Here is a 26,525-nt window from a genome sequence, read left to right on the forward strand (position 1 = left end):
ACTGGTACCCGGGAGCGCCCGGTCCGGGGCGCTCCCGACGATCGCCACGGGCAGGGCGCAGCCGCGGTCCGCCGACGGCGGCCGGGCGCGGGGCCGTTCAGTCGCCGGCCGTCTCCGCGCGCCACGTCATCGTCACCGTCACGTGCGCTTCCCCCTGCGTCCTGGCGATCACCGCACCCAGCTCCGCGTTGAACCGCACGCCGAACTCCAGGCTGATCTCATCAGGACTGCTGGGCATGGACCGGAGCCTTCCCAGGGCGCTGGCCGCCGCGTTCCGGATGCGATCGACGCCCTCCTCGAACGACGTCGCGGCGTCCGCGACGGCCGTCCCGAGCCGGGACACCTCGACCACCCCGGGCTCGTCCTCCGCCACCTCCACGACCACGGAACCGTCGCCCTCACCCGTCTGGAACCGCAACAGACGCGTCATCCCCACCCCTTCGTAGAGCCGTTCGCCGTGCGTGTGTCGACACCTCGCTGTATGACCTGCGGCCGTCTTCCGCTACCGGGCCGATGCAGCCACCATGGAAGCGCACCCCGAGCCGTCAGACCACCACTTCAGGGGGAACCACGGTATGGCAGAGTCTGCGAAGGACTTCTGTTCCGACCTCGTCGATCTGTCCGGAATCTCTTTGACGGAGCTGCGCTCCAGCGACGATCCCGTGCTGCGACGCGCGTTGAACACGGCCGACCACCTGGCTCTCCTGGCCTGGGGCGCGCAGCAGGGCGAATCCAACAGCGAGGAGATGAAGTTCCTGCGCGGACGGGGACCGGGTCGACGGTGACCGTCAGGGCCCCGTCGCTGGACGTGCACCGGATCTCGCGCCGGTCGCTGGGCGCGATAGCCACCGGACGGGCGGACGCCGACGACCTCCGACTGCTGCGTGCCGGTCGGCGCAGCCAACTTCTTTTGGTCATCCGAGCGTTGCTCGACCGCGTCGACGGCAGTGAACAGCGGGCGTGGCGCCTGCTGTGCCGGGTCGAGCGCGAAGCGCCCGACGCCGTCGAGGTCGTGCTGAGCGATCCGGCCGTCATGGCCTGGTCCTTGCGCCTGCTGCGCAGGATGGCCGGATCTGCACCACTGACGAAGACCACCGCCCCGCTCTGGGCGGACCTCGGACAGTTCCAGGCGCTGGCCGCCGCGGCTGCCCTGCACGCCGGGGTCCCCGCGGTGGTGCGGGTGCCCGCCCACCGCGGCATGGTCTGGATGCCCGGGGCCGGTGTGGCGGGTCCGGTCGCCCGGCGGCGCTGGAGCGAGGCGGAGGTGCGGGTGGGGCGGCGCGGCGCCGTCGTCCGGGGGGAGACCGCGTTCGTACGGCTCCCGCGCACCGCCACGGCGACGGCCCCGGGGTGGCGCCCGCTGCTTCCGGTGCGCCCGTCGCCGGGATCCGCGCCGGCCCCGTCGAGCGGTGCGGCGCCGGTGGTGCGGCTGGACACCGTGACCCCGCACCGCGACTTCACCCGGTACCCGAGGTCCCCCGGCCGGATGGGGGAGCGCCGGCTGCGGGTGTGGCAGGACCGGATCGCCGGCGCGTACGACGTGCTGGAGCGGGAGTCCCCCGACGAAGCCCGCGCGGTCGCGACGGTGGTCAGGGTGCTCGTGCCCCGACCGTTCCGGACCGCGCGGGGCGGGCTGGTCGCCAGCGCCTCCTCCGCGGACGCCTTCGGCGCGGTCACCCTCTCCCTGCCGTACGACGCGACGCAGACCGCGGCCGTCCTGGTCCACGAGGCCCGGCACCAACAACTGAACGCGCTGCTCGGCCTGGTGCCGCTGGTGCGGGCGGCGGACGACCGGCCCGGCACGGCCGTGCCACGCCTGCACTACGCGCCGTGGCGCAGCGATCCGCGGCCGGTGCTCGGCCTGCTGCACGGGGTGTTCGCCTTCGCCGGCGTCGCGCGGTTCTGGCGGCGGCACCGCACCCGGGTGACCGGGACGGAGGCGCTGCGCGCGGACTTCGAGTTCGCGCTGCTCAGGGAGCAGGTGCTGGAGGGCGTCGGGTCGCTCGCGACGGACGACGACCTGACCGAGGCGGGGCGGCTGTTCGTGGCGGCGGTCGTCGAGGACGTGCGGGGATGGCTCGGCGACGACGTGCACGCGGAGGCGGGTCGGCTGGCCCGGCACTACTGCGCACTGCGGCGCTCGGTGTGGCGGGTGCGCCATCTGGAGGTCGAACGGTCGGTCGCGGACGGGTTCGCCGCGGCCTGGACGGCGGGGCGCGCGGCGTCGCCCCTGCCGCCCGTGACGCTGCGCCCGCGTCCCGACCTGATCCGGCTCGACACCTTCGGCCCGTCGGCCCGGTATCTGCTGTCTTCGCCGAAACGTTTCTTCAGGGGGTACCGGCAGGCGGAGACGGCCGGGGACCCCGCGCGCCTGGCCGAGTACGCGACGGTCGCCGGGGACGCCGAGCGCGCCGCGCTGCACCACGCGGCGTGGGCGGCGCGGGACCCGGAGGACGCGGAGGCGTGGATCGGCGCGGCGCTGGCACTGCCGGTGCGCGGGGCGGCGGCGGAAACGCTCCTGGCCCGCCCGGAGCTGGTGGCAGCGGTACGCCGAGCGGTGACGGCACGGGACGCCCCCACCCCGACCCCCTTCCAACTCGCGACCTGGCTCACGACGTAGCCCGGCGCTTGCGCTGCGCCTCGCCCGGGTGCGGCCCCTTCCGCGCCGGGTCTCGGCGTCCCCGCCGTTGTTCCGCGGGTGCGTCGGCCTCTGCGAGCAACCACGGACGGGCCGCAGAGCCCCACGCGCCCGCAGGGAAGCGCGGGCCGTGGGGCATCCGCATCCGCACCCCCAAGGGCGCGGGCTACAGGAGGATCAGGTCGATGTCCGCGTTCGCGCGGAGGCCGTTCTCCGCGTCCGTCGTCGCCGGGTGCGACGGACCCAGCGCGCTGCGGTAGCGCTTCACCGCCCCGGCGTACATCTGCTCGCTCTCCTCCGTCCGGCGCAGCGCCTTCAGGTCGTGGCTCAGGTTGAGCTGGACCGCGAGGTTCGCCGGGTGGTTCTCCCGCAGTCGGGCCGACTCCTCCGCCACGGCCGCGTCGATGGCGTGGGCCTCCTCGGGGCGGCCGAGGGCGAAGTGGTCGCTGGCGAGGTTCATCCGGGCGAGCAGGGTCCGCGGGTGCGTGGCGCCGAGGGAGCGGCTGAGGCCCTCCACCGCTTCCCGGTCGAGTTCCAGCGCGGCCTCCGGCTGCTGGAGCAGCCTGAGGGTCACCGCGAGGTTCATCGCGCAGGCGTAGCTGTGCGGGTGCTCCCTGCCGTACCGCAGGCGGTGGGTCTCCAGCGTCTGCTCGCACAGCCAGCGCGACTCCTGGAGCTTGCCGATCTGGCGCAGGTCGTTGGCGTGGCTGACCGACAACAACAGGTGGTTGCGGCTGTTGGTGCCGAAGAGTTCGCTGGTCAGCTCGACGTACCGGCGGGAGAGCGTGTACGCGCCCTCGTGGTCGCCCTGCTTGCGGCGCGTCACGCCCCGGTTGCGGTTGACCAGCGAGGTGAAGGGGTGCGTCTCGCCCAGCTTCTCGGCGACCTCCTCGGCCAGCACCTCGTAGCCTTCGAGCGCGTCCTCGTACCGGCCGAGTTCCTGGAGGTCGAGCAGGTACGCGTCCCGGGTGGTGAGCGTGTAGAGGTGGTCCTCGCCCAGGGTCTCGATGCGGCGCTGCCAGGTGTCGTAGTCCAGCTCCAGCGCCTTCTCGGCGTCGCCGGCCAGCCGCAGGCTCACCGCGTAGTTGTGTCCGGCGAGGAGGGTCGCAGGGTCGTCCGCGCCGAACTCGCGCTGGCTGGCCTCGTAGACCTGCCGGTCCATCTCCCTGGCCTCGTCGAAGGCGCCGCGGTTGCGGTGGTGGATGGCCATGAAGCTCTGGGCCTGGAGCGTGTCCTCGTGGGCCTCGCCGTACACCCGGCGGAACCGCTCCACGAGCACGGACTGCATCTCGTACGAGCGCGGGAGGTCGGCGCCCTGCTCGCGCAGGGCCTGGGCGATCTGGTGGTCGATCGCCATGACCTCCTCGTCCTCGTCGCCCAGGTGCCCGCGCCAGATCTCCGCGGCGCGCTCGCCGAGTTCCAGTGCGCCCGCGTGGTCGCCGCGGGCGCGCAGGAACCACACCTCGTTCAGGACCAGCCGACGGGTCCAGGGCTCCTCGCACTCGACCGCGTTGGAGGCCCGGACGTGGGAGAGGAGGGAGGAGTAGCGCGGCCAGTAGGTGACGCGCTGGGGGTTCCTCGGGTCGGCGTGGGCGAGCAGTTGGTGCGCCGCGTGCCGCATCGTGGCGCGCTCCTGCGCGTTCATCTGCTCGATCAGCACGCGCTGCACCAGTCGGTGCATCTGGACCGTGTTCTGCCGGTGGTCGATGCGGGCCAGGGCGTACCGGCCGATCTCGCGGATCGCCCGGCCCAGCTTCACCGGGTCGTCGAGCGCGGACTGGAGCTCGGGCGGCACGGAGATCCCGCGGACCGCGGAGAACAGGTCCCACTCGATGGGTTCGGGCGCGAAGAAGGCGCAGACCTGGAGGAGGTGCAGGGCGTCCGGTCGGGTCTCGCGCAGCCGGCCCAGCGACACGTTCCACGCCGCGGCCACCGACAGCGGGTAGTCCCCGGGCGGCTCCGACTGCATGAGTTCGGTGAAGTTGCGCTCGTACACCTCCAGGTACTGCTGGACCGGCATGCCGGTCTCGGCCAGCCAGACGGCGGCCTGTTCGACCGCCAGGGGGAGGTCGCCGAGCGCGGCGGCGAGGTGGTCGACGGATTCGTCGGGGAGTTGGGGGCTGCGCCTGCGCAGCAGGGCGACGCTCTCCTCGCGGGTGAAGACGTCGACCTCCAGCGAGCTGGCGTCGGTGGACCACTGGAAGTTGCGGGACGTGACGATGATCCGTCCGGGTCCGTCGCTGGGGAAGTATTTTCTGACCACTTTGGGGTTCTCGGCGTTGTCGAAGACCAGGAGCCAGTCCCGGTACGGTTCGCCGCGGCGCAGGGCGTCCAGCACCGCGGGGACCGCGCTCCGTTCGGAGCCCACCTGGAGGCCCATCTCCTCGCCCAGTTCGATCACCGACTGGACGATCTGGTTCTCCTGCTCGGCGGGGATCCACCAGATGAGTCGGTAGTCGCGGCTGTTGCGGTACACGTACTCGATGGCGATCTGCGACTTGCCGACGCCGCCCATGCCGTGCAGCGCCTCGGGGAGGACCGCGGCGACGCCGCCGGTCAACCGTTCTCGGAGGCTGTCCAGCAGCACTTCCCGTCCCGTGAAGTTCCGGTTCCGCTGCGGTACGTTCCCCCAGATGCGGGGCGGATCGTGCGGGCTTCGCGGCCCCTGGGCAACGGGCTGACCGGCAGACACGGCGATGCCTCCTTGTCGTGGACGTGCGGGTGCGGTGCTGGGCGGGGCTGACGGGGTCGGCGTCGGCTGGGGGGACCCGGCGGACCGGGAGGACTGGTCGGGCGGGGTGGACTGGGGGGACGCCGGCTCCGGCTGCGCGGGCGGGGGCGTCGGTTCGGTGGCAGACAGCTGCGTCGGCGGGGCGGGGGGCAGGGCCGCGGTCGACGGCGTCAGGGGTGAAGTCGCCGCGGAGCGCGGGGTGTTCGCCTGATGTGGATCAAGAGGCGTCCAGGGCCCGTAATCTAGCGCGTCCGCGGGGGGTTTCTTCGGCTTTGACGACATTTCACCGGAGGAATACCCCGATGGCCGCTTGCCTTCGGCCCCGGCGGCTCCCCGGAGTGCTGCGGGCCGTCCGGGAGCGGTGCTCTGGAGCATACGTCCCAGATGGTTGGCGCGGGCGAGATACGGACCGGACACCGCGCACAGGGCGGTGTACAGGTGCGCCACGAACGGGCGGGTGTGCTCTGCCATCGGAGGGTCGGGATGGTCGCCCTCCGGCGCCACCAGCGCGCTGCCGCCCGCCCCCCACACCGCGTCGAGCCACGGTCCGAGGTCCTGCTCGATCTGGCGCAGGGCGCGCACCGTCTCCACCCGGCTGCCGCGGGAGAGCAGTTCCTCCCGTACGCCCGCCCGGAAGTCGAAGGAGACGCGGTGGGCGTCCTCGGCGTCGGCCGACTCGTCGCTGCGGTGCACCAGACCGAGCAGCACGATCTCCGCGAGGTTCCAGAACTGGGCGCCGGGCAGGGCCTGTTGGAGCAGGCGCATCACGGGGAGGTTGAGCGGTGCCGCGGCGAGGCGCTGCGCCAGGGCGTACGCGGTCGGGGACGCGACGGCACGGAAGCGGCGCACCGTGGCCGCGGCCCGTCTGGCCCGCTGGACGGCCGACGGCTCGGCCCGTCCGCCGGTGCCCCCTTCGCCCTGCGGGGCGGTCACGACGTCGGGGAGCGAGGCGGGCACCGGGCCGACGGCGGCCGAGCGCAGGTCCTCGTCCTCGGCCGTCCACAGGGAGGCCAGCGCGTGCCACTCGCCGCCGTCCGCCGCCACCAGTCGGGCCCACCGCCCCAGGGACGCCGGCCGCAGTTCGACGACGGGCACGGGGACGGGGGCGGCGCCGTCGCCCGGGAGTTCCGCCGGGGGCGCGGGGTCCGTGCCCAGCGCGTCCGCCTGCGGGTGCTTCCAGTCCGCTTCGTACGCACGGTTGGGCACGGCGGACGACGGAGCGCGCAGCCGGGTGCGGGTGGCCGTGGGCAGCGTCAGGTCCCACAGGTGCTGGGGCAGCAGGCTGAGCACGGCGACGGGGGAGGAGCGGCCGAGCCGGTGCAGCAGCGAGGCGGCCCGGCCGGTGCGCCAGGCGCGGTGTCCGCCGTCCGTGACGGCGAGCAGCAACTGCCCCGCGCGTCCGTGGACCTCGGGGGCGGCTGTGGCGCCCGCCGCGTCGTCGTCGAGGTCCCAGCGGACCGTCCGTACGGTGCGGAACGCCGCCAACTGCTCCATCAGCTCGGCGATCTGGTGCGCGGTGTGCGACCACAGGGCCATCGACGCGCTGGCGTCCACCAGCAGGAGCAGGTCCAGCCGGCGCTCGGGCAGGGTCCGGCACACCGGCGCCCACACGCCGGTCAGCGCGGCCTGCTCCGCGGTCGCCTCCTCGTCCAGTTCCCGGGCGTGGGGCGAGGTGTCGACCAGCCGCAGCGGGCGCAGCGCCCTGCCGAGCGCGAGGGAGTCTGCGAGCCGGGGCTGGGCGGGGCGGCGGGCGTCGTCGGCGGGGCGGCGGGGGAGGCGCGGTCGTCTCAGGGCCGCGCGCGCCCAGGAGAGTTCGGAGGGCGGGGCGGGCTGCGTGGGCGTGTCCCGTGGTGGGGCGCTCGCCTCCGGGGGCTGCTGCTCGTCGGGAAGGGAGCCCTCGGAGCCCTCGGAGCCCTCGGGGCCTTCGGCCTGCTCGACGAGCGGGGGAGCCGTCGTGTCCGTCCGGGGTGCGACGGGCGGGCGCAGGGGGCGTACCTCCGGGGGCACCGGGTCCGGGCGGCCGTCCTTCCGGGGCCGTTCGCCGCGCACGAGCGCCGCCCGCCCCGGCACGTCGAACAGCGGTACGGCCGCGTCCTGCCAGGCCGCCAGGTACAGCGCGTCCGCCAGCTCCGTCCAGGTCGGCAACTCCCGCTCCGGGGCCGACCCGTGCCCCGCCTCCGGCCCCGCGTCGCGGACGGGGGGCGGGGGGTCCGCGGGCGACGCCGGCGCCGTCATCCTGGCCTCGTTTCCGCCCCCGCTCCGTCGAGCCGGTGCCACAGCGCGTCCACCAGGTCCTCCAGGGCTTCCCTGCCGTCCTCGTCGTCGCCGGGGAAGCGTCCCGAGGTCGCCAGGAAGACGGCGTTGAGCAGTTGGTCGACGGCCAGGCCGCCGCGCTCCCTGCTGTTGCGCAGGAACCGGTCCACCAGCTCGTCGGCCCGCGCCGGATCCGGCGCCCCGTGCACGGCCTCCCGCAGATGGGCCATGACCATGTCGACGAGCTGGGGGCGGCTCGGGTCCGGCATCCGCAGCCGCAGACAGCGGCGCAGGAAGGCCGGGGGGAACTCCCGCTCGCCGTTGGAGGTGATCACCACGACGGGGAACGCCCGGCACGCGACCTGCCCGTCGACGATCTCGGCGGTGCGCTGAGGATCGTCCGTCAGTACGGTCACCCGGGGGTGCAGACGCCGGGCGCGCACCAGCTCCGGCACCGGGAACTGCCCCTCCTCGAAGACGCTGAGCAGGTCGTTCGCCAGGTCCTGGTCGCACTTGTCCAGTTCGTCGACGAGAAGGACGCGCGGCAGTTCGTACGGCAGCAACGCCGTTCCCAGCGGCCCGAGTTGCAGGTAGTCGCCGATGCCGGGCAGTTCGTCCTCGTGCGGAGCGGCGTCGGACGCGGCACCGGGCGCGGGCGGGGCGAGCTGGGCAGGTGACGGGGCGAGGGTGCGTAACGCCGCCGCGTCCTGGACCCGGCCGATGGCGTCGTAGTCGTACAGGCCCGAGCGCAAGGTGGTGCGGCTGGTGATGTGCCAGCGCAGCACCCGCCCCAGCCGCAGCTCCCGGCTGATCCGGTACGCCAGGGAGGACTTGCCGGTGCCGGGCCGACCGGTGACGAGCAGGGGGCGGCGCAGCAGCAGCGCCGCGTTCACCATGTCGGCCTCGCGCCGCAGGTGTTCGGAGCCGGAGGAGGCGGTGTGGACCCGACCGAGCCGGCGCTCGACCTCCTCGTCGTCGGGCGGCGGCGGTGGCACCACCGGTCCGCCGGCGAAGCGGCGCCACGGGGGCGGCGGCGGGAGGAGTTCGCGCAGGCTGGTGTCGTACAGGGGCGCTCCCGTGCCCCGGTAGATCCACCAGCGCTGCTCGCCGGTGCCGCGGTCGGCCGGGGGCGCCCCGAATCCGTTGCCGCCGTCGTCGTCGCCCGGCCGCGGGTGCGGTGGCGGTCCCGCCGCGTGTGAGTCGCCCATCGGACGCGTCTCCCTGGGTGCGCCGCCGTCTGGAGGCATCTGGTCCTACCCTCCCCCCTGGGCGGACGTGTCCGCCGCGTCTCCCCGCTCGCCCGGTAGGCGGTACGGGTCGTCCCAGAGCAGTGCTGCGTGCCGGCCGAGCATAGAGGAGCCGCCCTCAGGATCCTCGCCCCCCGCCTCAATGCGCAACGACCTGACTGCGTCGGGTAGTTGTCGAATCCCTTGCCGAGCGGTGAGTTTCAGCAACTCGTCGCGGAAGGCGGGATCGACGCCGCCGCGCCGGTCCCAGATCACGATCGGGACCCCGGCCCGCAGCGACTCCCCCAGCTCATCGACGCCGGAGCGGCGGCCCTTCGGGCGGCCGGGAGGTTCGCTGAGGACGACCACCACCGGCGGCGGATCCGTCAGCAACCGGGCACGGCCGTCGGCCGGAAACCAGTGGACCGGCCCCCCGCGGTCGGCCACCAGTGCGTCCCAACGCTTGGCCCAGCGCCCGTGCGTGTCGGCGCGCTCCATCCGTTCGAGGCTGCGCAGCACCACCGGGTGGTCCTCCCCGAGGGTGCCGCTGGCGTCGAGGAAGCCGCGCTTCTCCCACTGCTCCACCGGGAGGTCCAGCAGATCGCGCGGGAAGAGGAACTCCAGCGTCAGGTCCTCCTTCCAGAAGTACGCCCAGCCCGTCTCGGCCTGCTCCACCAGGGCCTTCACGTGCTCGGGCAGCTCCGCCACGTCCACGCGCAGATCACCTCCGCGCACCGGGTACGGGGCCGGGCCGCCCGTCTGCCGCCAGTACGACAGCAGCAGTTCCCCCTCGTGGTCCGGGTCCGGCAGCGGGCGGAGCCGGATCAGCAGACAGGCGCCGGGGGCCCACACGGCGGGCGCCACGGCCCGGGGCGGGGCGACGGCCGTACGGACGCTGCCGTGGTCGCCGTGGCGGGCGCCGCCGTCCGGCGTTCCGTCGACCCGGGTGCCGTCGTCGCCGGGCACCGGGACCAGCGCGTCGGCCGGGCCGTCGCCGCCGACCGCCAGCACGGTCCGCCCCGTGCCGTCCGGCTGCAACCGGTGCTCCGTCGCCCAGTTGAGCAGGTCCTTCTGCTGTTGGCCCGCGGCGTGCCGGGCGAACAGCTCCACCAGCAGCACGCACGGCAGGGGCTCGCCGGGCCGGGCGTTGAGCGTGGCCGCGTACAGCACCGCCGACCACGGCTCCGTGCAGTGCTGCGGCAGGTCCTCGGGGAGCCGGCCCAGCGCCGCCCGGAACGCCCCGACGATGTCGAGCACCTCCAGCCCGCCGAGCAGCTCCATCAGCCGCTCCCAACTGTCGGGCGGGAAGACCGGCACCTCGGCGAGCGCGATGGCGGTGCGCACCCGCGCCATGTGGCGCGTTTCGCCCTCCAGCGCCGACACCACGCTCCCCAGCACCTGGAACCCGTCCGGGTACGGCATCACTTCCCTGAGCAGGAACAGCAGCGCGACCCGGCGGCGGCTGCTCTCGGGCACCGCGATCGTGACGCCCAGCGCCCGGCCGACCTGACGCGCGCACTCGTGGAGCAGCGCGGGCTCCTCCAGACACGGCAGGGCCTCCAGCGCGTCGATGAGGATCTTCGGCGGCCCCCAGGAACTCTGGGCGGACGTCACGGGGCCTCGCCTCCCGCAGCCGCCGGCCACAACTCGTCGAAGAGCTCCAGGGCGCGCCGCGCCGGCGCCGACTCGTCGTCCAGCAGCCGCAGGGCGTCCACCAGGGCCCGTCTGCCGTCCCGGTGGTCGACGCAGCCCTGGACCACGTAGAAGACCTGGAGCCGGGGGCGGGAGCTGGTGCGGATCGCGCCGCGGATGCCCGGCGGCAGCAACCGGCGCAGCGCAGCCGCGCCGTCCTCCTCGACCTGGTCCACGCGCAACAGGGCGTCGGCCAGCGCGAACTGGTCCCGGTCGGACGGTAATCGCACCCGGTGCGCCGTGCGTTGCGCCGGGAGCGCCGGTCCGGCGAACCGGTCGGGCGGCGCCACCAGCGGCGCCAGGGCCGGCCACAGCCGCGCCGCGGCCTCCGTCGGCAGCATCCACGCCACCTTCGCCTGCCGGTCCGTGTACGCCGCGGTGACCATCCCGATCACCCGCCGTGCCACCGGGTCCCACACCCCCGCGCCGCTGAACCCGTGCTCGATCCGGGCGCCCTGCGGCTGGCTCCCCTCCAACTGGACCCACTCCCGGTGCGGCCCGCCGCGCCCCGCCAGCCGCACCGTCGCCCACAGGCCGTCGACCGCGCCGGCCGGATGTCCGTACACCTGGACCTCGCGCCGGTCCGGCTCGCCGCACGGCCCCAGGCGCGCGGGCGCCAGACCGTCGGGCGGCACCCAGTCGGTCCGCAACACGGCCAGGTCGCCGCCCGTGCCACCGGCCAACGGCCCGGGGAACCATCCGCCCGGCACCACGTCCGCCGTCCCGCCCGGGCCCCGCGGACCGCCCGGAGCGTCGAGGCGTACGGACCGCCCCGCCTCCGCGCCGCGACCCCCGTCAGCGGACACCACGTGCGCACAGGTCAGCACCGTCCCCGACGCCAGCAGGATGCCGGCGCCCAACACGCCACCACCCGCCGTCAGAACGCGCACCCTCCCCGCCCGTTCCCCCTCGTCCACTGCCACCACGTCCCTTCCCCCGCCGTAGGGCAGCCCCGGACACATCCACCCGCGTAGCGTACGAACGGGGCGCATCCGAAGCACGTAAAGCTCCGTGCACCCCGGAGCTTTACCGGTTGCGCCCCGGACGAACCATCGGCCCCCGCCCCGCCCTCGGCCGCGCCGGGCGGACCGTGCAGCGCGTCGGGCCGCGGGACGAGGCGGTTCAGGGGGAGGACGCGTCGGGCGCTCGGGTGGACCTGCTGGACCCGGCGGTGGGGGACGGCGGCGCCGTACCCGGGGCGCTGTCGCTCAGGACCCGGGCTTCGTCGGGGTGTTCACACCGCGCCGCCGGGCCTCACGGCCACACCAGGCAGTACGGCTGGTGCCCCGCCTCGTGCAGACGATGGCTGAAATCCTGCCACTCGTGGAGCAGTTGGTAGACGTTGAACGCATCGCGCGGGCCCCCGCGGTCCGGGACCGTCGACCAGATGAAGGCCGCGGCGCCGACGGACTCCTCGCCCACGCCGCGCAGCGGGTCGACGACGGTCGTGGGGAGCTTGACGACGGCGTAGTCGGGGTGGAGGACGACCAGCTCCAGCGGGGGGACCTTGTGCAGGGGCATGCCTTCTATGCCCGTGAGGACCATCGCGGCTATGGTCTCGGGCTTGATCTTGGTGAAGAGCCCGCCCATGCCCAGCTCGTCGCCGCCCAGCTCCTCCGGGCGCATCGAGATCGGCACTCTCGCCGCGGTGGCGCCGTCCGGTGCGCCGAAGTACTTGTAGGTCACTCCCACGCGGGCGCTCCTGCCTGCCGAGGCGCTCGCGTTCGCTTCCGCGTCCGCATGCGCGTGTGCACGTGCGTCCGCGTCCGCGTCGCCCCGCCGGTGCCTGCCCCGCCTGGTGGGCTCAGGACCCAGGTCGTCGGTCCCTTCGCCCAGTCCGCCACCGCGATACATATCTCCACCCGACCACTCGCAGCCCCCGCCGCGCAACCCGATCATCGTGACAGTGACCTCCCCCACGAGCGACGGGTGAAACACCTGTCCGTGAGGAACGCTCCGGGCCTCTGACACCATGGATTGCATGAGTCTTCCCTGTATGGCCCCAGTTTCGCAGATGCGAGGAGGCTGACGCCGTTCCGTAATACGGAGCAGCTCCCGCTCCTCCCTCACCAGTGGCCGAGATCCACCGTCCGACGGGCCCCGGCCGCCCCACCCTCGAATCGCAGATCAGGACAGAGTGGCCAAAGTGTCGTATCCATACGAAGCCCCAGTTTCGCAGGCGCTGTTCGACCGCGCCTCCGTCGTGACGCCCGGCGGCGTCAACTCTCCCGTGCGCGCCTTCCGGGCCGTGGGCGGCACGCCCCGGTTCATGGTCTCCGGCAGCGGCCCCTACCTCACCGACGCCGACGGACGCGAGTACGTCGACCTCGTCTGCTCGTGGGGACCGATGATCCTCGGCCACTCCCACCCCGAGGTGCAGGCGGCCGTGCTGGCCGCGGTGGCCCGCGGGACGTCCTTCGGCACGCCGGGCGAGGGCGAGGTCGCGCTCGCCGAGGAGATCGTGGCCCGGGTCGCCCCCGTCGAGCAGGTGCGACTCGTCTCCAGCGGCACCGAGGCCACCATGTCGGCGATCCGGCTGGCGCGCGGCTTCACCGGCCGGGCGAAGGTGATCAAGTTCGCGGGTTGCTACCACGGACACGTGGACGCGCTGCTGGCCGCCGCCGGGTCGGGCGTGGCCACGTTCGGGCTGCCGGACACCCCGGGCGTCACCGGCGCGCAGGCGGGGGAGACCGTCGTGCTCCCGTACAACGACCTGGAGGCCGTGCGCGCCGCGTTCGCCGCGCACCCCGGGGAGATCGCCTGTGTGATCACGGAGGCGTCCCCCGGCAACATGGGCGTGGTCCCGCCGCTGCCCGGCTTCAACCAGGGGCTGAAGGACCTGTGCCGCGAGCACGGCGCGCTCTTCGTCTCCGACGAGGTCATGACCGGCTTCCGCACCAGCAAGGCCGGCTGGTACGGCGTCGAGGGCGTCGCGCCGGACCTGATGACCTTCGGCAAGGTGATGGGCGGCGGCTTCCCCGCGGCGGCCTTCGGCGGTCGGGCGGACGTGATGGGCCACCTCGCCCCCGCCGGCCCCGTCTACCAGGCCGGCACCCTCTCCGGGAACCCGATCGCCACCGCCGCCGGCCTCGCGCAGCTGCGGCTGCTGGACGACGCGGCGTACGCGCGGGTGGACGCGGTCTCCGCGCAGATCCAGGCCCTGGTGACGGACGCGCTGACCAAGGAGGGCGTGGCCCACCGGCTCCAGAGCGCGAGCAACATGTTCTCCGTCTTCTTCACGGACGCCGAGGTGCGCTCGTACGAGGACGCCAAGCGGCAGGAGGCTTTCCGCTTCAACGCCTTCTTCCACTCCCTGCTGGCCGACGGCGTCTACCTGCCGCCGTCCGCCTTCGAGTCCTGGTTCGTCTCCGCGGCCCACGACGAGCGCGCGATCGAGAAGGTCGCCGCCGCGCTGCCCGCCGCCGCCCGCGCCGCAGCGGAGGCCACCGCATGAGCGCGCAGCAGAGCCCGGGCGCGGGCGGGGGCGGCGAGCGGACCGTCGTCCATCTGATGCGCCACGGCGAGGTGCACAACCCGGACGGCGTGCTCTACGGCCGCCGCGCCGGGTACCACCTGTCCGAGCTGGGCCGGCAGATGGCCGACAAGGTCGCCGAGGCGCTGGCGGGCCGGGACGTCACGCACGTCGTGGCCTCCCCGCTGGAGCGTGCCCAGGAGACCGCCGACCCGGTCGCCAAGAACCACGGCCTGGTCGTGGCCACCGACGACCGGCTGATCGAGGCGGCGAACGTCTTCGAGGGCAAGACCTTCGGCGTCGGCGACGGTGCCCTGCGCAAGCCGGGGAACTGGCGGCACCTGACCAACCCGTTCCGCCCGTCCTGGGGCGAGCCGTACGTCGACCAGGTCGTACGGATGATGGGCGCGCTGGACGCGGCCCGGGACGCGGCCCGCGGCCACGAGGCGGTCTGCGTCAGCCACCAGCTGCCGATCTGGATCGTCCGCAGCTACGTCGAGCGGCGTCGGCTGTGGCACGACCCGCGCCGCCGGCAGTGCACCCTCGCCTCGCTGACCTCGTTCACCTACGAAGGCGACAAGATCGTCTCGGTGGGGTACACGGAGCCGGCGATCGACCTTGTCCCGGAGCACCTGCGGGCGGGCGCGAAGCCGGTGAAGGGCAAGTCGAAGGCGTTCGGCGCGTAGCCGCATCCGCGGGTGCGCACCTGGACAGAGCCGCCGTTTGCCTGCGGATGACCGACAAGGGCAGCGAAACAGGGGCGCGGGGAACGCGCGACAAGCCCACCACCGGGCCGCGGACACCAAACGCTCCCGCAGGGTTACGGCGGCTCTGTCCAGAGGCACAAGGGAGCGCGATCCACGGCATGCCGGGCAGGCCCCACATGTCACCATTGGGCAACACGCGTCGTATTTGCGGAACCCATGGCTCTGCTGTGACCTCTCACCCCCATGTACGGAGAAATCCACGGGGACGGGGACGGGAACGGCAATGCGCAACGACAACGGGCGAATCACCCGACGCAAAGCGATCGGCACGGGACTGGCAGCCGCGGCTGCCACCGGACTCGTCGGCTGCGGCGCCCTCGGCGGCAGTGGCGGCGGCCGGGGGAACGGCGAAGCGAAGGGCGACGGCGGCGTCGGCCGCACTCCGTCGCCCACCGCCCCGGCGAAACCCATCGGCGACGGCTCCACGGCCGACACCGGAAAGCAGCCGAAGCAACCCCCGGCGCCCACTCCGCTCGCCCCCGGTCAGGCCCCGCCGCAATTCGTGGTCTTCTCCTGGGACGGCGCGGGCGAGACCGGCAGCGGGCTCTTCTCCCGCTTCCTCAAGGTCGCCGACGAGTGCAATGCCGGAATGACCTTCTTCCTCTCCGGCCTCTATCTCCTCCCGGAGTCCAAGAAGGACCTCTACCGCCCGCCGAACAACCGCACCGGCGCGTCCGACATCGGATACCTCACCGACGCCAACATAAGGAAGACGCTCGGCGAAGTGCGCCGCGCCTGGCTTTCCGGCCATGAGGTCGGTACCCATTTCAACGGCCATTTCTGCGGCGAAAGCGCGCGCTCCGTGGCCCGTTGGACCCCGGCCGACTGGGAGAACGAGATAGACCAGGCCGTGTCCTTCGTCACGAAGTGGCGCACGCACACCGGATTCTCCGACGTCGACCCGCTGCCCTTCGACTACGCGAAGGAACTCGTCGGCAGCCGCACCCCCTGTCTGCTCGGCCAGGACCGGCTGCTGCCCACCGCGAAGAAGCTGGGCTGGCGCTACGACGCCAGCTCGCCCGGCGGTCGCCAGGTCTGGCCCGGGAGGCGGGGCGGCCTGTGGGACTTCCCGCTCCAGCAGGTGCCCTTCCCCGGCCGTTCCTTCGAAGTGCTGTCGATGGACTACAACTTCATGGTCAACCAGTCCGGGAACGCCACCCAGGGCGCGGTCGCCAAACGCGCCGGCTGGCGCAAGCAGGCCGCCGGCGCGTACCTGGCCGGCTTCCGCCGGGCGTACGAGTCCAATCGCGCCCCGCTGTTCATAGGCAACCACTTCGAACAGTGGAACGGCGGCATATACATGGACGCCGTGGAGGAGGCGATCCGCGGCATGGCGGGGAAGAAGGACGTACGGCTCGTCTCCTTCCGACAGCTCTGCGACTGGCTCGACGTCCAGGACCCGGCCGTCCTCACCAAGCTCCGCACCCTCGATGTGGGCCGGGCGCCGGAAGGCGGTTGGAACACTTTTCTTAGGACTTCCTGACAAGGGGCGCCGGCCGTCGAATGGGGGCCTTGCGGGCATCGAGGGGGGTCCCAAAGATCGCTGAATCAGCCATGCGAAACTTTTCACATGAGCCTCAGCCGTGCGCATCGCGCTGCCCTCACGGCCGCCCTCGTGGTGACCGGGGCGCTCACCCTGTCCGCCTGCACCGACGGAGGAACGTCCGGTGGCGGCGGTCAGACGAACTTCGTCACCGACACCGGCGGCATCTCCACCGTCGCCAAGGAAGACCGCAAGGCGATCGGGAAGGTTGCGGGCGAGACCCTCGAAGGCGAGTCCCTCGACGTCGCCGGCCTCAAGGGCAAGGTCGTCGTGCTGAACGTCTGGGGCTCGTGGTGCGAGCCCTGCCGCGCCGAGGCCCCCGCCTTCGCCAAGGTCGCCAAGGACACCAAGGCGCAGGGCGTGGAGTTCGTGGGGCTCAACACCCGTGACTCCACCAAGGGCGACGCGATCAAGTTCGAGGAGGAGTACGGCGTTGCGTACCCGAGCCTGTACGACCCCGCGGGCAAGCTGATCATCAGCGGCTTCCCCAAGGGGACGCTGCACCCGCAGGCCATCCCCTCCACGGTCGTGCTCGACCGGGACGGCAAGGTCGCGGCGCGCTCGCTCAAGGCGATCTCCGAGAAGGACCTGCGCAAGATGGTCGACCCCGTGATCGCGGAGAAGTGATCCCGTGACGTACGTGGAGTCCGCAGGCTCAGCGATGGTGCTCGCCTCGACAGACATCAACTCCACCGTGCTCGGTGGCGCCCTCGTCGTCGCCATACCGATCGCGGTCCTCGGCGGACTGGTCTCCTTCTTCTCCCCGTGCGTCCTGCCGCTCGTCCCCGGTTACCTCTCGTACGTCACCGGGATCGGCGGCACCGACCTGGCGGAGGCCAAGCGCGGTCGGATGGCCCTCGGCGCCTCCCTCTTCGTCCTCGGCTTCACGGTCGTCTTCGTCTCGGGCGGTGCGCTCTTCGGCTTCTTCGGCGCCACCCTCCAGGAGGAGAGGGGGACCCTCACGAAGATCCTCGGGGTGCTGATGGTGCTCATGGGGGCCTTCTTCATGGGCGCGATGCCCTGGATGACCCGCCGCGAGTTCCGCTTCCACACCAAGCCGACCACCGGCCTGCTGGGGGCGCCCGTGCTCGGCGCGCTCTTCGGCGTCGGCTGGACCCCGTGCATCGGCCCCACGCTCGCCGCGGTGCTGACGCTCGCGGCCGACCAGGGCAGCGCGGGCCGCGGGGCGACGCTCACGGTCGCGTACTGCATCGGCATGGGCCTGCCGTTCGTGCTGACCGCGATCGCCTTCCGCAAGGCGCTCGGCGCGTTCGCCTGGGTGAAGAAGCACTACGTGTGGGTGATGCGCGCCGGCGGCATCATGATGATCGCGACCGGACTCCTCATGCTGACCGGCGTCTGGGACGTCATGATGCAGCAGATGCAGGTCTGGTCCACGGGCTTCACGGTAGGGATCTGACCCGATGAGCAAGACGACAACGCCGGCGCAGTCCGGGACGGCGAAGAACGACGACGCGAAGAACGACACCGCGCAGCAGACGGACGCGCGGCAGACCGACGCGCAGGTCGAGGCGCAACGGGCCGAGGCACGGCAGGAGGAGGCGGCCGGCGCCCAGCTGTCCACCGCCCCCCGCGAGGAGCTCACCGGCGGCCCCACCCTCGGCGTCATCGGCTGGATCCGCTGGTTCTGGCGGCAGCTGACCTCCATGCGGGTCGCCCTGATCCTGCTCTTCCTGCTCTCCCTCGCCTCCATCCCGGGCTCGCTGATCCCCCAGCGCATGGTCGACGACCTCAAGGTCGAGACCTGGAAGGAGAACAACGAGTTCTGGGCGCCGGTCTTCGAGAAGCTCCAGCTCTTCGACGTCTACAGCTCGGTGTGGTTCTCCGCGATCTACATCCTGCTCTTCGTCTCCCTCATCGGCTGCATCGTGCCGCGCACCTGGCAGTTCGTCGGCCAGCTCCGCAGCCGCCCGCCGGGCGCCCCCGGCCGGCTGACCCGGATGCCCGCGTACACGACCTGGCGCACCGACGCCGACCCCGACGAGGTCCGCGAGGCCGCGCTCGGCGTCCTCAAGCAGCGCCGCTTCCGCGCGCACGTCGTCGGCAACGCGGTCGCCGCGGAGAAGGGCTACCTCCGCGAAGCCGGAAACCTGATCTTCCACATCTCGCTGATCGTGATGCTGCTGGCCTTCGCCGCCGGCCAGCTCTTCAAGTCCGAGGGCGGCAAGCTCGTCGTCGAGGGCGACGGCTTCTCCAACACGCTCACGCAGTACGACGACTTCCGCTCCGGCGCCCTGTACGACCGGGACGGCCTGGACCCGTTCTGGTTCGACCTCAAGAGCTTCGACGCCACGTACGAGCGCTCCGGCCCGCAGAAGGGCACCGCCCGCACCTTCGAGGCGTCCGTGCGCTGGGCCAAGCCCGGCGGCAAGGAGCAGGACGCCGTCATCAAGGTCAACGACCCCCTCAACGTCGGCGGCACCAAGGTCCATCTGCTCGCCCACGGCTACGCGCCGGTCGTCACCGTCCGGGACGGCCGGGGCAAGGTCGTCGTCGACAAGCGCCCGGTCCCGCTGCTGCCGGTCGACGGCATGATCACCTCGTCCGGCGCGATCAAGGTGCTCGACGGCTACCGCGACAAGGACGGCAAGAAGGACCAGCTCGGCTTCAAGGCGTGGTTCGTCCCGACCTTCGGCGGACACGAGGTCAGCTCGATGTTCTCGCAGTACCCCGGGTTGGACTTCCCCGTCCTGGCGCTGAACGCCTACCGCGGCACCATCAGCAGCGGTTCCGGCATCCCGCAGAACGTCTACCAGCTCGACACCGCCAAGCTGGAGCAGTTCAAGGACGAGAAGGGCGAGATCTTCAAGCAGCTGCTGCTGCCCGGCGAGACGATGACGCTGCCGAACGGCGCCGGCTCCATCACCTTCGAGAAGGACATCAAGGAGTGGGCCAGCTTCCAGATCTCCGAGCAGCCGGGCAACGGCTGGGCGCTCACGGGCGCGGTCGCCGCCATCGTCGGCCTCGCGGCCTCCCTCTTCGTCCAGCGGCGTCGGGTGTGGGTGCGGGTCACCACCGGCAAGGACGGCGTCACCGTCCTCGAGATGGCCGGCCTGGGCCGCAGCGAGTCCCCGAAGCTGCCGGAGGAGCTGGGCCAACTGGCCCTGCGGCTGTACGAGCAGGCGCCGCCGGCGGCGGACCCCGAGCCGGAGTCCGAGCAGGGCGCCGGGCCCGACGCCGAGCCCGAGGGCGAGGGCGGGTCGAAGCCGGCGGGCGGTGCGGACGTAGAGTCGGACTCCGCGCCGGATGCGTCATCGGCACCGTCCGAGCCGTCCGACGCCGACTCACCACCGCAAGCACCAGCAGGCACCGCACCATCCGCCGAACCCGCCAACGAGGCTGGCAAGGCCGACCCTCACCACACCGAAGTTTCCGCCGAAGGGGCTGAGAAGTGACTCTCGCCGCCGCTACCAACGAGACCTTCGCCGAGATCAGCAACGTCCTGATCTACTCGGCGATGGCCGTCTACACCCTCGCCTTCCTCGCGCACATCGCCGAGTGGATCTTCGGCAGCCGCAGCAAGGTCGGCCGTACCGCAGCCGCGCTGACCCCGGAGGCCGCCCAGGACCGGACCGTCTCCGTCCAGGTGCGCGGCAGGCAGGGCCAGCAGGGTTCCACCGCCGTCCTCGACAAGCCGAAGGTGGTCACCCGCTCCGCGGCCGGCACCCGCGACGTCCCCGACGGCCCGGGCGCCGCCGGCGGCACGTTCAAGGGCGACCTGTACGGCCGCATCGCCATCTCCCTCACCGCCCTCGCCTGGATCCTCCAGACGGGCGGCGTCATCACCCGCGCGATCTCCGTGCGGCGGGTGCCGTGGGGGAACATGTACGAGTTCTCCATCACCTTCGGCGCGGTGGCGGTCGGCGCGTACCTCGCCCTCCTCGTCGCGAAGAAGAACGTCCGCTGGCTCGGCCTGCCGCTGATCCTGACGATCCTCGCCGACCTGTGTCTGGCCGTCGCCGTCTTCTACACCGAGAGCGACCAGCTCGTCCCGGCGCTCGACTCGTACTGGATGGTCATCCACGTCTCCACGGCCATCATCTGCGGCGCGGTCTTCTACATCGGCGCGGTCGGCTCGATGCTCTACCTCTTCCGCGACTACCACGAGGCCAAGCTCGCCCGCGGTGAGAAGCCGAGCGACTTCGCCGTCTCCGTGCTGGGGCGCCTGCCGTCCGCCGCGACCCTCGACAAGTTCGCGTACCGGGTGAACGCGGCCGTCTTCCCGCTGTGGACGTTCACGATCATCGCCGGCGCGATCTGGGCGGAGTCCGCCTGGGGCCGCTACTGGGGCTGGGACCCCAAGGAGGTCTGGTCCTTCATCACCTGGGTCGCCTACGCCGGCTACCTCCACGCCCGCGCCACGGCCGGCTGGAAGGGCCGCAAGGCGGCGGTGCTGGGCCTGATCGCCTTCGTGTGCTGGCTGTGGAACTACTACGGCGTGAACATGTTCGTGCAGGGCCTGCACTCGTACGCGTGACGCCCCGCCCGCTCGTCGTACGACGGCGAACGCCCCGCTCGGTCGCGATGACCGGCGGGGCGTTCGCCTTCCGTACGGGGTGCGCGGCGCCGTCAGCGCCGTGCGTGGCGCACCTTCAGCCGGCCGAAGCCCATCGCGCCGGTGATCCGGATCGTGGGGCCGTCGCGGCCGTCCCGACTGCTGCGGGGCACGTAGCGCGAGTCCTTCCACCCGGTCCGGAGCCCGTCGAGGTCGACGGTCGCGTCCCGGGGCACCGTGATCTTCGCCCGCCCCGTGCCGAGGGCCAGCTCGATGTCGACCACCGGGTGCTCGAAGACCGCCTTCGACAGGTCCAGGTGCACCCGCCCGTACGCCGACTCGACCTTCAGCGTCCGCGGCACCCGCCAGACCCCGCGCCGCTTGATCCGCCCGCCGGCGGCGGCGATGGTGGACGTGGACGCCGGCGCCGACTCCTCCACGGGCAACGAGGCCAGGGCCGACGCGAGGTCGCCGTGGTTCTCGGCGGTGAGGGCCTGGTGCAGCCGGACGTCCATCTCCTCGTGGGAGACGAAACCTTCGGCGTACGCCTTCTTCAGGCGCTCCACGGCGCTGTCGCGATCGGCGTCGCCGATCCGCCGCAACGGGTCTTCCGATGGCCGGTCTTGGGGTAAGGGCGTCACCGCCTCACTCTAATGCCGCACGGTCCCGGTCCGTCATGGCCCGGTACTCGCTCGGCGGTCGCCCGTAGCGGGTGCGGAACGCCCGGGAGAAGTCCGACGCGCGCGGGAACCCCCACGCCGCGGCGATGGCGTGGATCGGCGTGGACCGCAGCCGCGGGTCGACGAGATCGCGTCGCGCCTGGTCGAGCCGGCGTTCGCGGACGTACGCCGCGGGGGTGGTCCCGCACGGCTCGAAGCAGCGGTGCACGGTCCGTACGGAGACGTGGTGCGCGGCGGCGATCAGGGCCGGCGTGAGCTCGGGATCGCGCAGGTGGTCGTCGACGAACGCGCGCATCTCCAGGGCGAGCGCGTGCGGATGGGCCTCCGACGGCGTTTCCGGATCGCTGACGTGGGTGAGGAACGCGGTCGTCAGGGCCAGCGCGGCCTGCGCCAGCAGGGGCGCGGTCGCGGAGGTGACAGGTACCGACTCGTCGGTGAGCCGCTCCATGACGTTCACCAGCAGCGCTCCCAGGCCGTCCGCGACGGGCAACGGGGTGGCGAGGAGCCGGTCGAGCTGCGGGGTGGCGAGCGGCACGAGGGATCTGGGGACGGTCAGCTCCACCATCTCCGTCCGCCCGTCGGGCGCGAGGTGCGCGTCGTGCGCCCGTGCGTAGCTGTAGAGCAGCAGGTTCCCCGGTTCCAGGACCCCCTGGCACCTGTTCTGGTCGATCGCGGCTCCTCCCGCCCTTGCACGGGCGAGGAGGAAGAGTTCGGGCGCGGACTGGCGGACGTGGCGCTCGGTGCGCCGCATCCGCACGGGCGGGCTGCCGATCGCGGAGATCCGCAGCACCCCCAGGTCGAGCAACCGGTGCGTGGCCAGGAAGTCGTCCGGGTCCTCGGTCCACGTCTCGGCGGGCGCGTAGCTCGTGGACATCCTCGTACACCAGCTGTCGAACTGCTCTCCGGGGTCGAGTTCCTCGGTACTGAACACCGTCCTCATGACCGTTCCCCCTCGGTCTCTTGGCGGATGACGTCTGTGGCACCGCTGGTCCGACGCGGACTCGCGCCACGGAGCCATGAATCACCGTACGAACGGGATTCACGCCCATACCAGGCTTTTCGGTTTCGACACGCCTGTTATGGCACGGATCGCATAGGCATCCGGCACTCAGCGCTCTGGAGGGGGCCGTGGGGGGCTTGGGAGAGTGATGCGTGTCCGGGGCAGCCGAACTCCGCTCCGTGACTGCGGAGTTCGGTGGGCCCGACCAGGACCCAACCACTCAATGGGGGAATCGCAATGAAGCTGAAGTATGCGGCCGTGTCGGTCGCGGCACTCGCGGCGGTCGGCGCGACGGCGCTGCCGGCGCAGGCCAACGACGGGACCACCAAGCCGGCCACCAAGGAGACGGTGGTTCAGCCGCTCGCCGGCCAGAACATCGGCATCGTCTTCAAGATCGGTGGTCACGAAGTCGCCCGTGGCGCCTTCTACCACCAGGGCGACAAGCTCTGGGTCAAGGACTCCAGGGCCGACGGCCGCGGCGTCCGCCTCCAGTACGACCTCAACTACAACGCCGGGGCTCCCGACGGACAGTGCAAGGCGCCCGGTGGCGCGGGGACGTCCAAGTACTGCAACGAGAACTTCCGTGAGAACGGGAAGATCAGGATCCGCCTCGTTGCGGGCTCGCACACGAGCGCCTGGTCCCCCTGGGCCAACATCGGCTGACCCGAGCCACAGCACCACCCCTCTGCCGCGGGCCCGTCGGTGCGGCCGACGGGCCCCTCGGCCGGAACGCCCAGCAAGACCACTCGATGAGCGGGGGAACCATGATGAAGACGAGGTCTGCGGCCGTGTCCCTGGCGGCGCTGGCCGCGGTGGGGGCGTCGGCGCTGCCGGCGCAGGCGGACGGCGGAAGAATGGCCGCCGCAGGGGAAGCGGCGGTCAAGCCGCTCGCTGCTCACAGCAGGTGCATGTATCTGAGGGTGGATGGCTACGAACTCGGACGCGCCTGCTACTCGTATGGAATCCTCCAGGTCAAGGACTCCAGGGCCGACGGTCTGAGCGTATCCGCCGAGTACCGCATCAGGCCCGGCAGCCAACGAGGGAAGTGCACGGCGCCGAGCGTCGGGACAAAGGTCTGCAACCTCCCCTTGCGGGAAGGCGACAAGGTCAGCTTCCGGGTGGTCGCGGGTCCGTACAAGATGCCTTGGACCCCCTTCCACTGACCCCTACTTCTCGTCGCCCTTCGCCTCGTCCGGCTCGCCCTCGTCCTTCTTCTTGCGGCGCTCGTCGCCCAGGGACTTAAGGAAGTCCGGGTTGTCGTCGGGGGCCACCCAGCCGCCGCCCCGGCCGCCGCGCCCCGCGCCGCCGAACGCCGCGGCGAGGCCGCCGCTCGCGGCCGTCCTGCGCGGGCGGCCGGCGATGAACCAGGCGATCGGGCCCAGCGGCATGAAGAGGAGGACGATGATCACCCAGGCCACCTTGGGGAGGTTGCGGACCTCCTTCTCCGGCGTGTTCAGCACGTCGATGAAGGCGTAGATCCACATCCCCAGGACCAGGAGGGGCAGAAGAGTCCTGAGCATGGCGGTACGGTCCCCCAGCTGTGAGGCGGCGGAGCCGGCGAGGGCCCCGGTGACTCCCCCAGGGTATCCGGTACCGGATACTGGGCCCATGGCTTACGACGATCTTCGCTCCCTGCTCAGGGCTCTGGAGCGCGAGGGAGACCTCAAGCGCGTCAAGGTGGAAGTCGATCCGCACCTGGAGGTCGGGGAGATCGTCGACCGGGTGAACAAGGCAGGCGGCCCGGCGCTGCTCTTCGAGAACGTGCGCGGGGCGTCGATGCCGCTCGCGATGAACGTCTTCGGCACCGATCGCCGGCTGCTGAAGGCGCTCGGACTGACCTCCTACTCCGAGATCAGCGACAAGATCGGCGGGTTGCTGAAGCCGGAGCTGCCGCACGGCTTCGTGGGCGTGCGGGAGGCGTTCGGCAAGCTGGGCTCGATGGTGCACGTGCCGCCGAAGAAGGTGAAGGACGCGCCCGTGCAGGAGGTGGTCCTCCAGGGCGACGACGTCGACCTCGACCAGCTCCCGGCGCTCTTCACCTGGCCCGAGGACGGCGGCTCCTTCTTCAACCTGGGGCTGACCCACACCAAGCACCCGGAGACCGGGATCCGCAACCTCGGTCTGTACCGGCTCCAGCGCCACGACAAGCGCACCATCGGGATGCACTGGCAGATCCACAAGGACAGCGCGAACCACTACCAGGTCGCGGCCCGGCGCGGCGAGCGGCTGCCGGTCGCGATCGCCTTCGGGTGCCCGCCGGCGGTGACGTACTCCTCCACCGCCCCGCTGCCGGGCGACATCGACGAGTACCTGTTCGCCGGGTTCGTCCAGGGCAAGCGGATCGAGATGGTCGACTGCAAGACGGTGCCGCTCCAGGTGCCGGCGCAGGCGGAGGTCGTGATCGAGGGCTGGCTGGAGCCGGGGGAGATGCTGCCGGAGGGGCCGTTCGGCGACCACACCGGCTTCTACACCCCGCAGGAGCCGTTCCCCGCGCTGAAGATCGACTGCGTGACGATGCGCAAGCGCCCGCTGCTCCAGTCGATCGTCGTCGGTCGGCCGCCGACCGAGGACGGGCCGCTGGGGCGGGCCACGGAGCGCTTCTTCCTGCCGCTGCTGAAGATCATCGTCCCGGACATCGTGGACTACCACCTGCCCGAGGCGGGCGGCTTCCACAACTGCGCGATCGTCTCGATCGACAAGAAGTACCCCAAGCACGCGCAGAAGGTGATGTCCGCGATCTGGGGCGCGCACATGATGTCCCTGACGAAGCTGATCATCGTCGTGGACTCGGACTGCGACGTGCACGACCTGCACGAGGTCGCCTGGCGGGCGCTCGGGAACACCGACTACGCCCGGGACCTCTCCGTCGTCGAGGGCCCGGTCGACCACCTCGACCACGCCTCGTACCAGCAGTTCTGGGGCGGCAAGGCCGGCATCGACGCCACCACGAAGTGGCCCGAGGAGGGCTACACCCGCGGCTGGCCGAACATGGTCGAGTCCGACCCGTCGACGGCGGCGCTGGTGGACCGCCGCTGGAAGGAATACGGGCTGTGATGGCGGCGGCGGCCGACGCGGCGGACGCCGGGCCGGCCCGCCCGGCCGACGACGACGGCAGCGGCGGCAGCAAGGCCGGCAGCAGCAAGGTCAAGGCGTTCCTGCGGCTGGTGATGATCGAGCACTCGGTCTTCGCGCTGCCGTTCGCGTACATCGCCGCCCTGACCGCGATGTTCCAGACCGACGAGAGCGTCCACTGGGCGGAGCTGGGGCTGGTCACGGTCGCGATGGTGGGGATGCGCACCTTCGCGATGGCGTGCAACCGGATCATCGACCGGGAGATCGACGCCCGCAATCCGCGCACCGCGGGCCGGGAGCTGGTCACGGGCGCGGTGAGCGTGCGCACCGCCTGGACCGGCGCGCTGGTCGCCCTCGCGGTCTTCCTGGGCGCCGCCGCCGCGCTGAACCCGCTCTGCCTGGCGCTGGCGCCGGTCGCCGTCGTCCCGATGGTGGTCTATCCGTACGGCAAGCGGTTCACCGACTACCCGCACGCGATCCTGGGCCTGGCCCAGGCGATCGGGCCGATCGGGGCGTGGCTCGCGGTCACCGGCGCGTGGTCGTGGGACGCGGTGATCCTCGGTCTCGCGGTCGGCGTCTGGATCGGCGGCTTCGACCTGATCTTCGCCGCGCAGGACGTGGAGGCGGACCGGGTGGAGGGCGTGAAGTCGGTCCCCGCCCGCTTCGGCGTCCCGGCGGCCCTGCACGGCGCCCGCGCCTGCCACGTCGTGACCACGGCCCTGCTGGTCTGGTTCGGCCTTGCGACGGACGCAGGGGTCTTCTTCTGGGTGGGCCTGGTGATCGTGGCGGCGGCCTTCGGCTACGAACACACCATCGTGCGCCCGCACGACCTGTCCCGGCTGAACCGGGCGTTCTTCACGGTCAATGGGTTCATCGGAATCACCCTCTTCGTGTGTGCCCTCGCGGACCTGGTGGTGCGTGGTCTGACGGTGTAG

General features: G+C 72.2%; 22 protein-coding genes. 13 read left to right on the forward strand and 9 right to left on the reverse strand.

Going from position 1 to position 26,525, the window contains the following annotated elements; translation table 11 throughout:
• Nucleotides 1–97: 97 nt before the first annotated feature.
• Entirely contained in the window at nt 98–430 is a 333-nt protein-coding gene (locus AB0E05_RS00305; protein ID WP_361956277.1) for a CU044_2847 family protein, read from the reverse strand.
• Nucleotides 431–575: 145 nt separating this feature from the next.
• On the opposite strand from AB0E05_RS00305, the gene AB0E05_RS00310 reads away from it, so the two are divergent.
• On the forward strand, nt 576–785 hold the full coding sequence (locus AB0E05_RS00310; protein WP_361956280.1) for a hypothetical protein: 210 nt from the start codon (nt 576–578) through the stop codon (nt 783–785).
• On the forward strand, nt 782–2,620 hold the full coding sequence (locus AB0E05_RS00315; RefSeq protein ID WP_361956283.1) for an HEXXH motif-containing putative peptide modification protein: 1,839 nt from the start codon (nt 782–784) through the stop codon (nt 2,618–2,620). Before AB0E05_RS00310 ends, AB0E05_RS00315 begins: the two co-directional genes overlap by 4 nt.
• Nucleotides 2,621–2,804: 184 nt before the next feature.
• Here the strand turns inward: AB0E05_RS00315 and fxsT are convergent, their stop codons facing one another.
• From fxsT to AB0E05_RS00340, 5 genes are all read right to left on the reverse strand, one after another.
• A complete protein-coding gene (gene fxsT / locus AB0E05_RS00320) occupies nt 2,805–7,604 on the reverse strand; it encodes an FxSxx-COOH system tetratricopeptide repeat protein (protein WP_361956287.1) in 4,800 nt (1,599 codons plus the stop codon).
• The gene (locus AB0E05_RS00325; RefSeq protein ID WP_361956290.1) at nt 7,601–8,830 is read right to left on the reverse strand and encodes an AAA family ATPase; all 1,230 of its coding nucleotides are present in this window, start codon (nt 8,828–8,830) and stop codon (nt 7,601–7,603) included. Before AB0E05_RS00325 ends, fxsT begins: the two co-directional genes overlap by 4 nt.
• A gap of 45 nt (nt 8,831–8,875) precedes the next feature.
• Nucleotides 8,876–10,462 (reverse strand): hypothetical protein, encoded by a 1,587-nt coding sequence (locus AB0E05_RS00330; protein WP_361956293.1) that lies wholly within the window; start codon nt 10,460–10,462, stop codon nt 8,876–8,878.
• Nucleotides 10,459–11,430 (reverse strand): trypsin-like peptidase domain-containing protein, encoded by a 972-nt coding sequence (locus AB0E05_RS00335; RefSeq protein WP_361956296.1) that lies wholly within the window; start codon nt 11,428–11,430, stop codon nt 10,459–10,461. The genes AB0E05_RS00330 and AB0E05_RS00335 overlap by 4 nt, the downstream gene beginning before the upstream one ends.
• A 364-nt stretch (nt 11,431–11,794) precedes the next feature.
• The gene (locus tag AB0E05_RS00340; protein ID WP_361956299.1) at nt 11,795–12,394 is read right to left on the reverse strand and encodes a hypothetical protein; all 600 of its coding nucleotides are present in this window, start codon (nt 12,392–12,394) and stop codon (nt 11,795–11,797) included.
• Between the two features lie 283 nt (nt 12,395–12,677).
• Between AB0E05_RS00340 and hemL the strand changes: the two genes are divergently transcribed.
• The 7 genes from hemL (at nt 12,678) to ccsB (ending at nt 20,820) form a co-directional block, all read left to right on the forward strand.
• On the forward strand, nt 12,678–13,994 hold the full coding sequence (hemL, locus tag AB0E05_RS00345; RefSeq protein ID WP_361956302.1) for a glutamate-1-semialdehyde 2,1-aminomutase: 1,317 nt from the start codon (nt 12,678–12,680) through the stop codon (nt 13,992–13,994).
• Nucleotides 13,991–14,698, forward strand: a complete 708-nt coding sequence (locus AB0E05_RS00350) for a histidine phosphatase family protein (RefSeq protein ID WP_361956305.1) — start codon at nt 13,991–13,993, stop codon at nt 14,696–14,698. Before hemL ends, AB0E05_RS00350 begins: the two co-directional genes overlap by 4 nt.
• A 304-nt stretch (nt 14,699–15,002) precedes the next feature.
• Nucleotides 15,003–16,262, forward strand: coding sequence for a hypothetical protein (locus tag AB0E05_RS00355; RefSeq protein ID WP_361956308.1), 1,260 nt, complete (start codon nt 15,003–15,005; stop codon nt 16,260–16,262).
• A gap of 87 nt (nt 16,263–16,349) precedes the next feature.
• Nucleotides 16,350–16,949 (forward strand): TlpA disulfide reductase family protein, encoded by a 600-nt coding sequence (locus tag AB0E05_RS00360; RefSeq protein ID WP_361956311.1) that lies wholly within the window; start codon nt 16,350–16,352, stop codon nt 16,947–16,949.
• 34 nt (nt 16,950–16,983) lie between these two features.
• Nucleotides 16,984–17,742 (forward strand): cytochrome c biogenesis protein CcdA, encoded by a 759-nt coding sequence (locus AB0E05_RS00365; RefSeq protein ID WP_361957221.1) that lies wholly within the window; start codon nt 16,984–16,986, stop codon nt 17,740–17,742.
• A gap of 4 nt (nt 17,743–17,746) precedes the next feature.
• Nucleotides 17,747–19,738, forward strand: coding sequence for a cytochrome c biogenesis protein ResB (locus tag AB0E05_RS00370; RefSeq protein WP_361956314.1), 1,992 nt, complete (start codon nt 17,747–17,749; stop codon nt 19,736–19,738).
• On the forward strand, nt 19,735–20,820 hold the full coding sequence (ccsB, locus tag AB0E05_RS00375; protein WP_361956317.1) for a c-type cytochrome biogenesis protein CcsB: 1,086 nt from the start codon (nt 19,735–19,737) through the stop codon (nt 20,818–20,820). Before AB0E05_RS00370 ends, ccsB begins: the two co-directional genes overlap by 4 nt.
• Before the next feature lie 92 nt (nt 20,821–20,912).
• Here ccsB and AB0E05_RS00380 read toward each other — a convergent pair whose 3' ends face one another.
• Nucleotides 20,913–21,479: a DUF1707 domain-containing protein gene (locus tag AB0E05_RS00380; protein ID WP_361956320.1), complete on the reverse strand. Its 567-nt coding sequence runs from the start codon at nt 21,477–21,479 to the stop codon at nt 20,913–20,915.
• 4 nt (nt 21,480–21,483) lie between these two features.
• Nucleotides 21,484–22,458 carry a helix-turn-helix domain-containing protein gene (locus tag AB0E05_RS00385; RefSeq protein WP_361956323.1) on the reverse strand — a complete coding sequence of 325 codons (975 nt, stop codon included), beginning with the start codon at nt 22,456–22,458 and terminating at the stop codon, nt 21,484–21,486.
• A 297-nt stretch (nt 22,459–22,755) separates the two neighbouring features.
• Between AB0E05_RS00385 and AB0E05_RS00390 the strand changes: the two genes are divergently transcribed.
• Both AB0E05_RS00390 and AB0E05_RS00395 read left to right on the forward strand, forming a co-directional pair.
• Nucleotides 22,756–23,181, forward strand: a complete 426-nt coding sequence (locus AB0E05_RS00390) for a hypothetical protein (protein ID WP_361956326.1) — start codon at nt 22,756–22,758, stop codon at nt 23,179–23,181.
• A 104-nt stretch (nt 23,182–23,285) separates the two neighbouring features.
• Nucleotides 23,286–23,681: a hypothetical protein gene (locus AB0E05_RS00395; RefSeq protein WP_361956329.1), complete on the forward strand. Its 396-nt coding sequence runs from the start codon at nt 23,286–23,288 to the stop codon at nt 23,679–23,681.
• A gap of 3 nt (nt 23,682–23,684) precedes the next feature.
• Here AB0E05_RS00395 and AB0E05_RS00400 read toward each other — a convergent pair whose 3' ends face one another.
• Entirely contained in the window at nt 23,685–24,038 is a 354-nt protein-coding gene (locus AB0E05_RS00400; RefSeq protein ID WP_361956332.1) for a PLD nuclease N-terminal domain-containing protein, read from the reverse strand.
• 88 nt (nt 24,039–24,126) lie between these two features.
• On the opposite strand from AB0E05_RS00400, the gene AB0E05_RS00405 reads away from it, so the two are divergent.
• Together AB0E05_RS00405 and mqnP are read left to right on the forward strand one after the other, a co-directional pair.
• Nucleotides 24,127–25,572, forward strand: coding sequence for a menaquinone biosynthesis decarboxylase (locus AB0E05_RS00405; RefSeq protein ID WP_361956335.1), 1,446 nt, complete (start codon nt 24,127–24,129; stop codon nt 25,570–25,572).
• Nucleotides 25,572–26,525 (forward strand): menaquinone biosynthesis prenyltransferase MqnP, encoded by a 954-nt coding sequence (gene mqnP / locus AB0E05_RS00410; protein ID WP_361956338.1) that lies wholly within the window; start codon nt 25,572–25,574, stop codon nt 26,523–26,525. The genes AB0E05_RS00405 and mqnP overlap by 1 nt, the downstream gene beginning before the upstream one ends.

This window comes from Streptomyces sp. NPDC048057 (assembly GCF_040653095.1).
Taxonomy (GTDB): Bacteria; Actinomycetota; Actinomycetes; order Streptomycetales; family Streptomycetaceae; genus Streptomyces.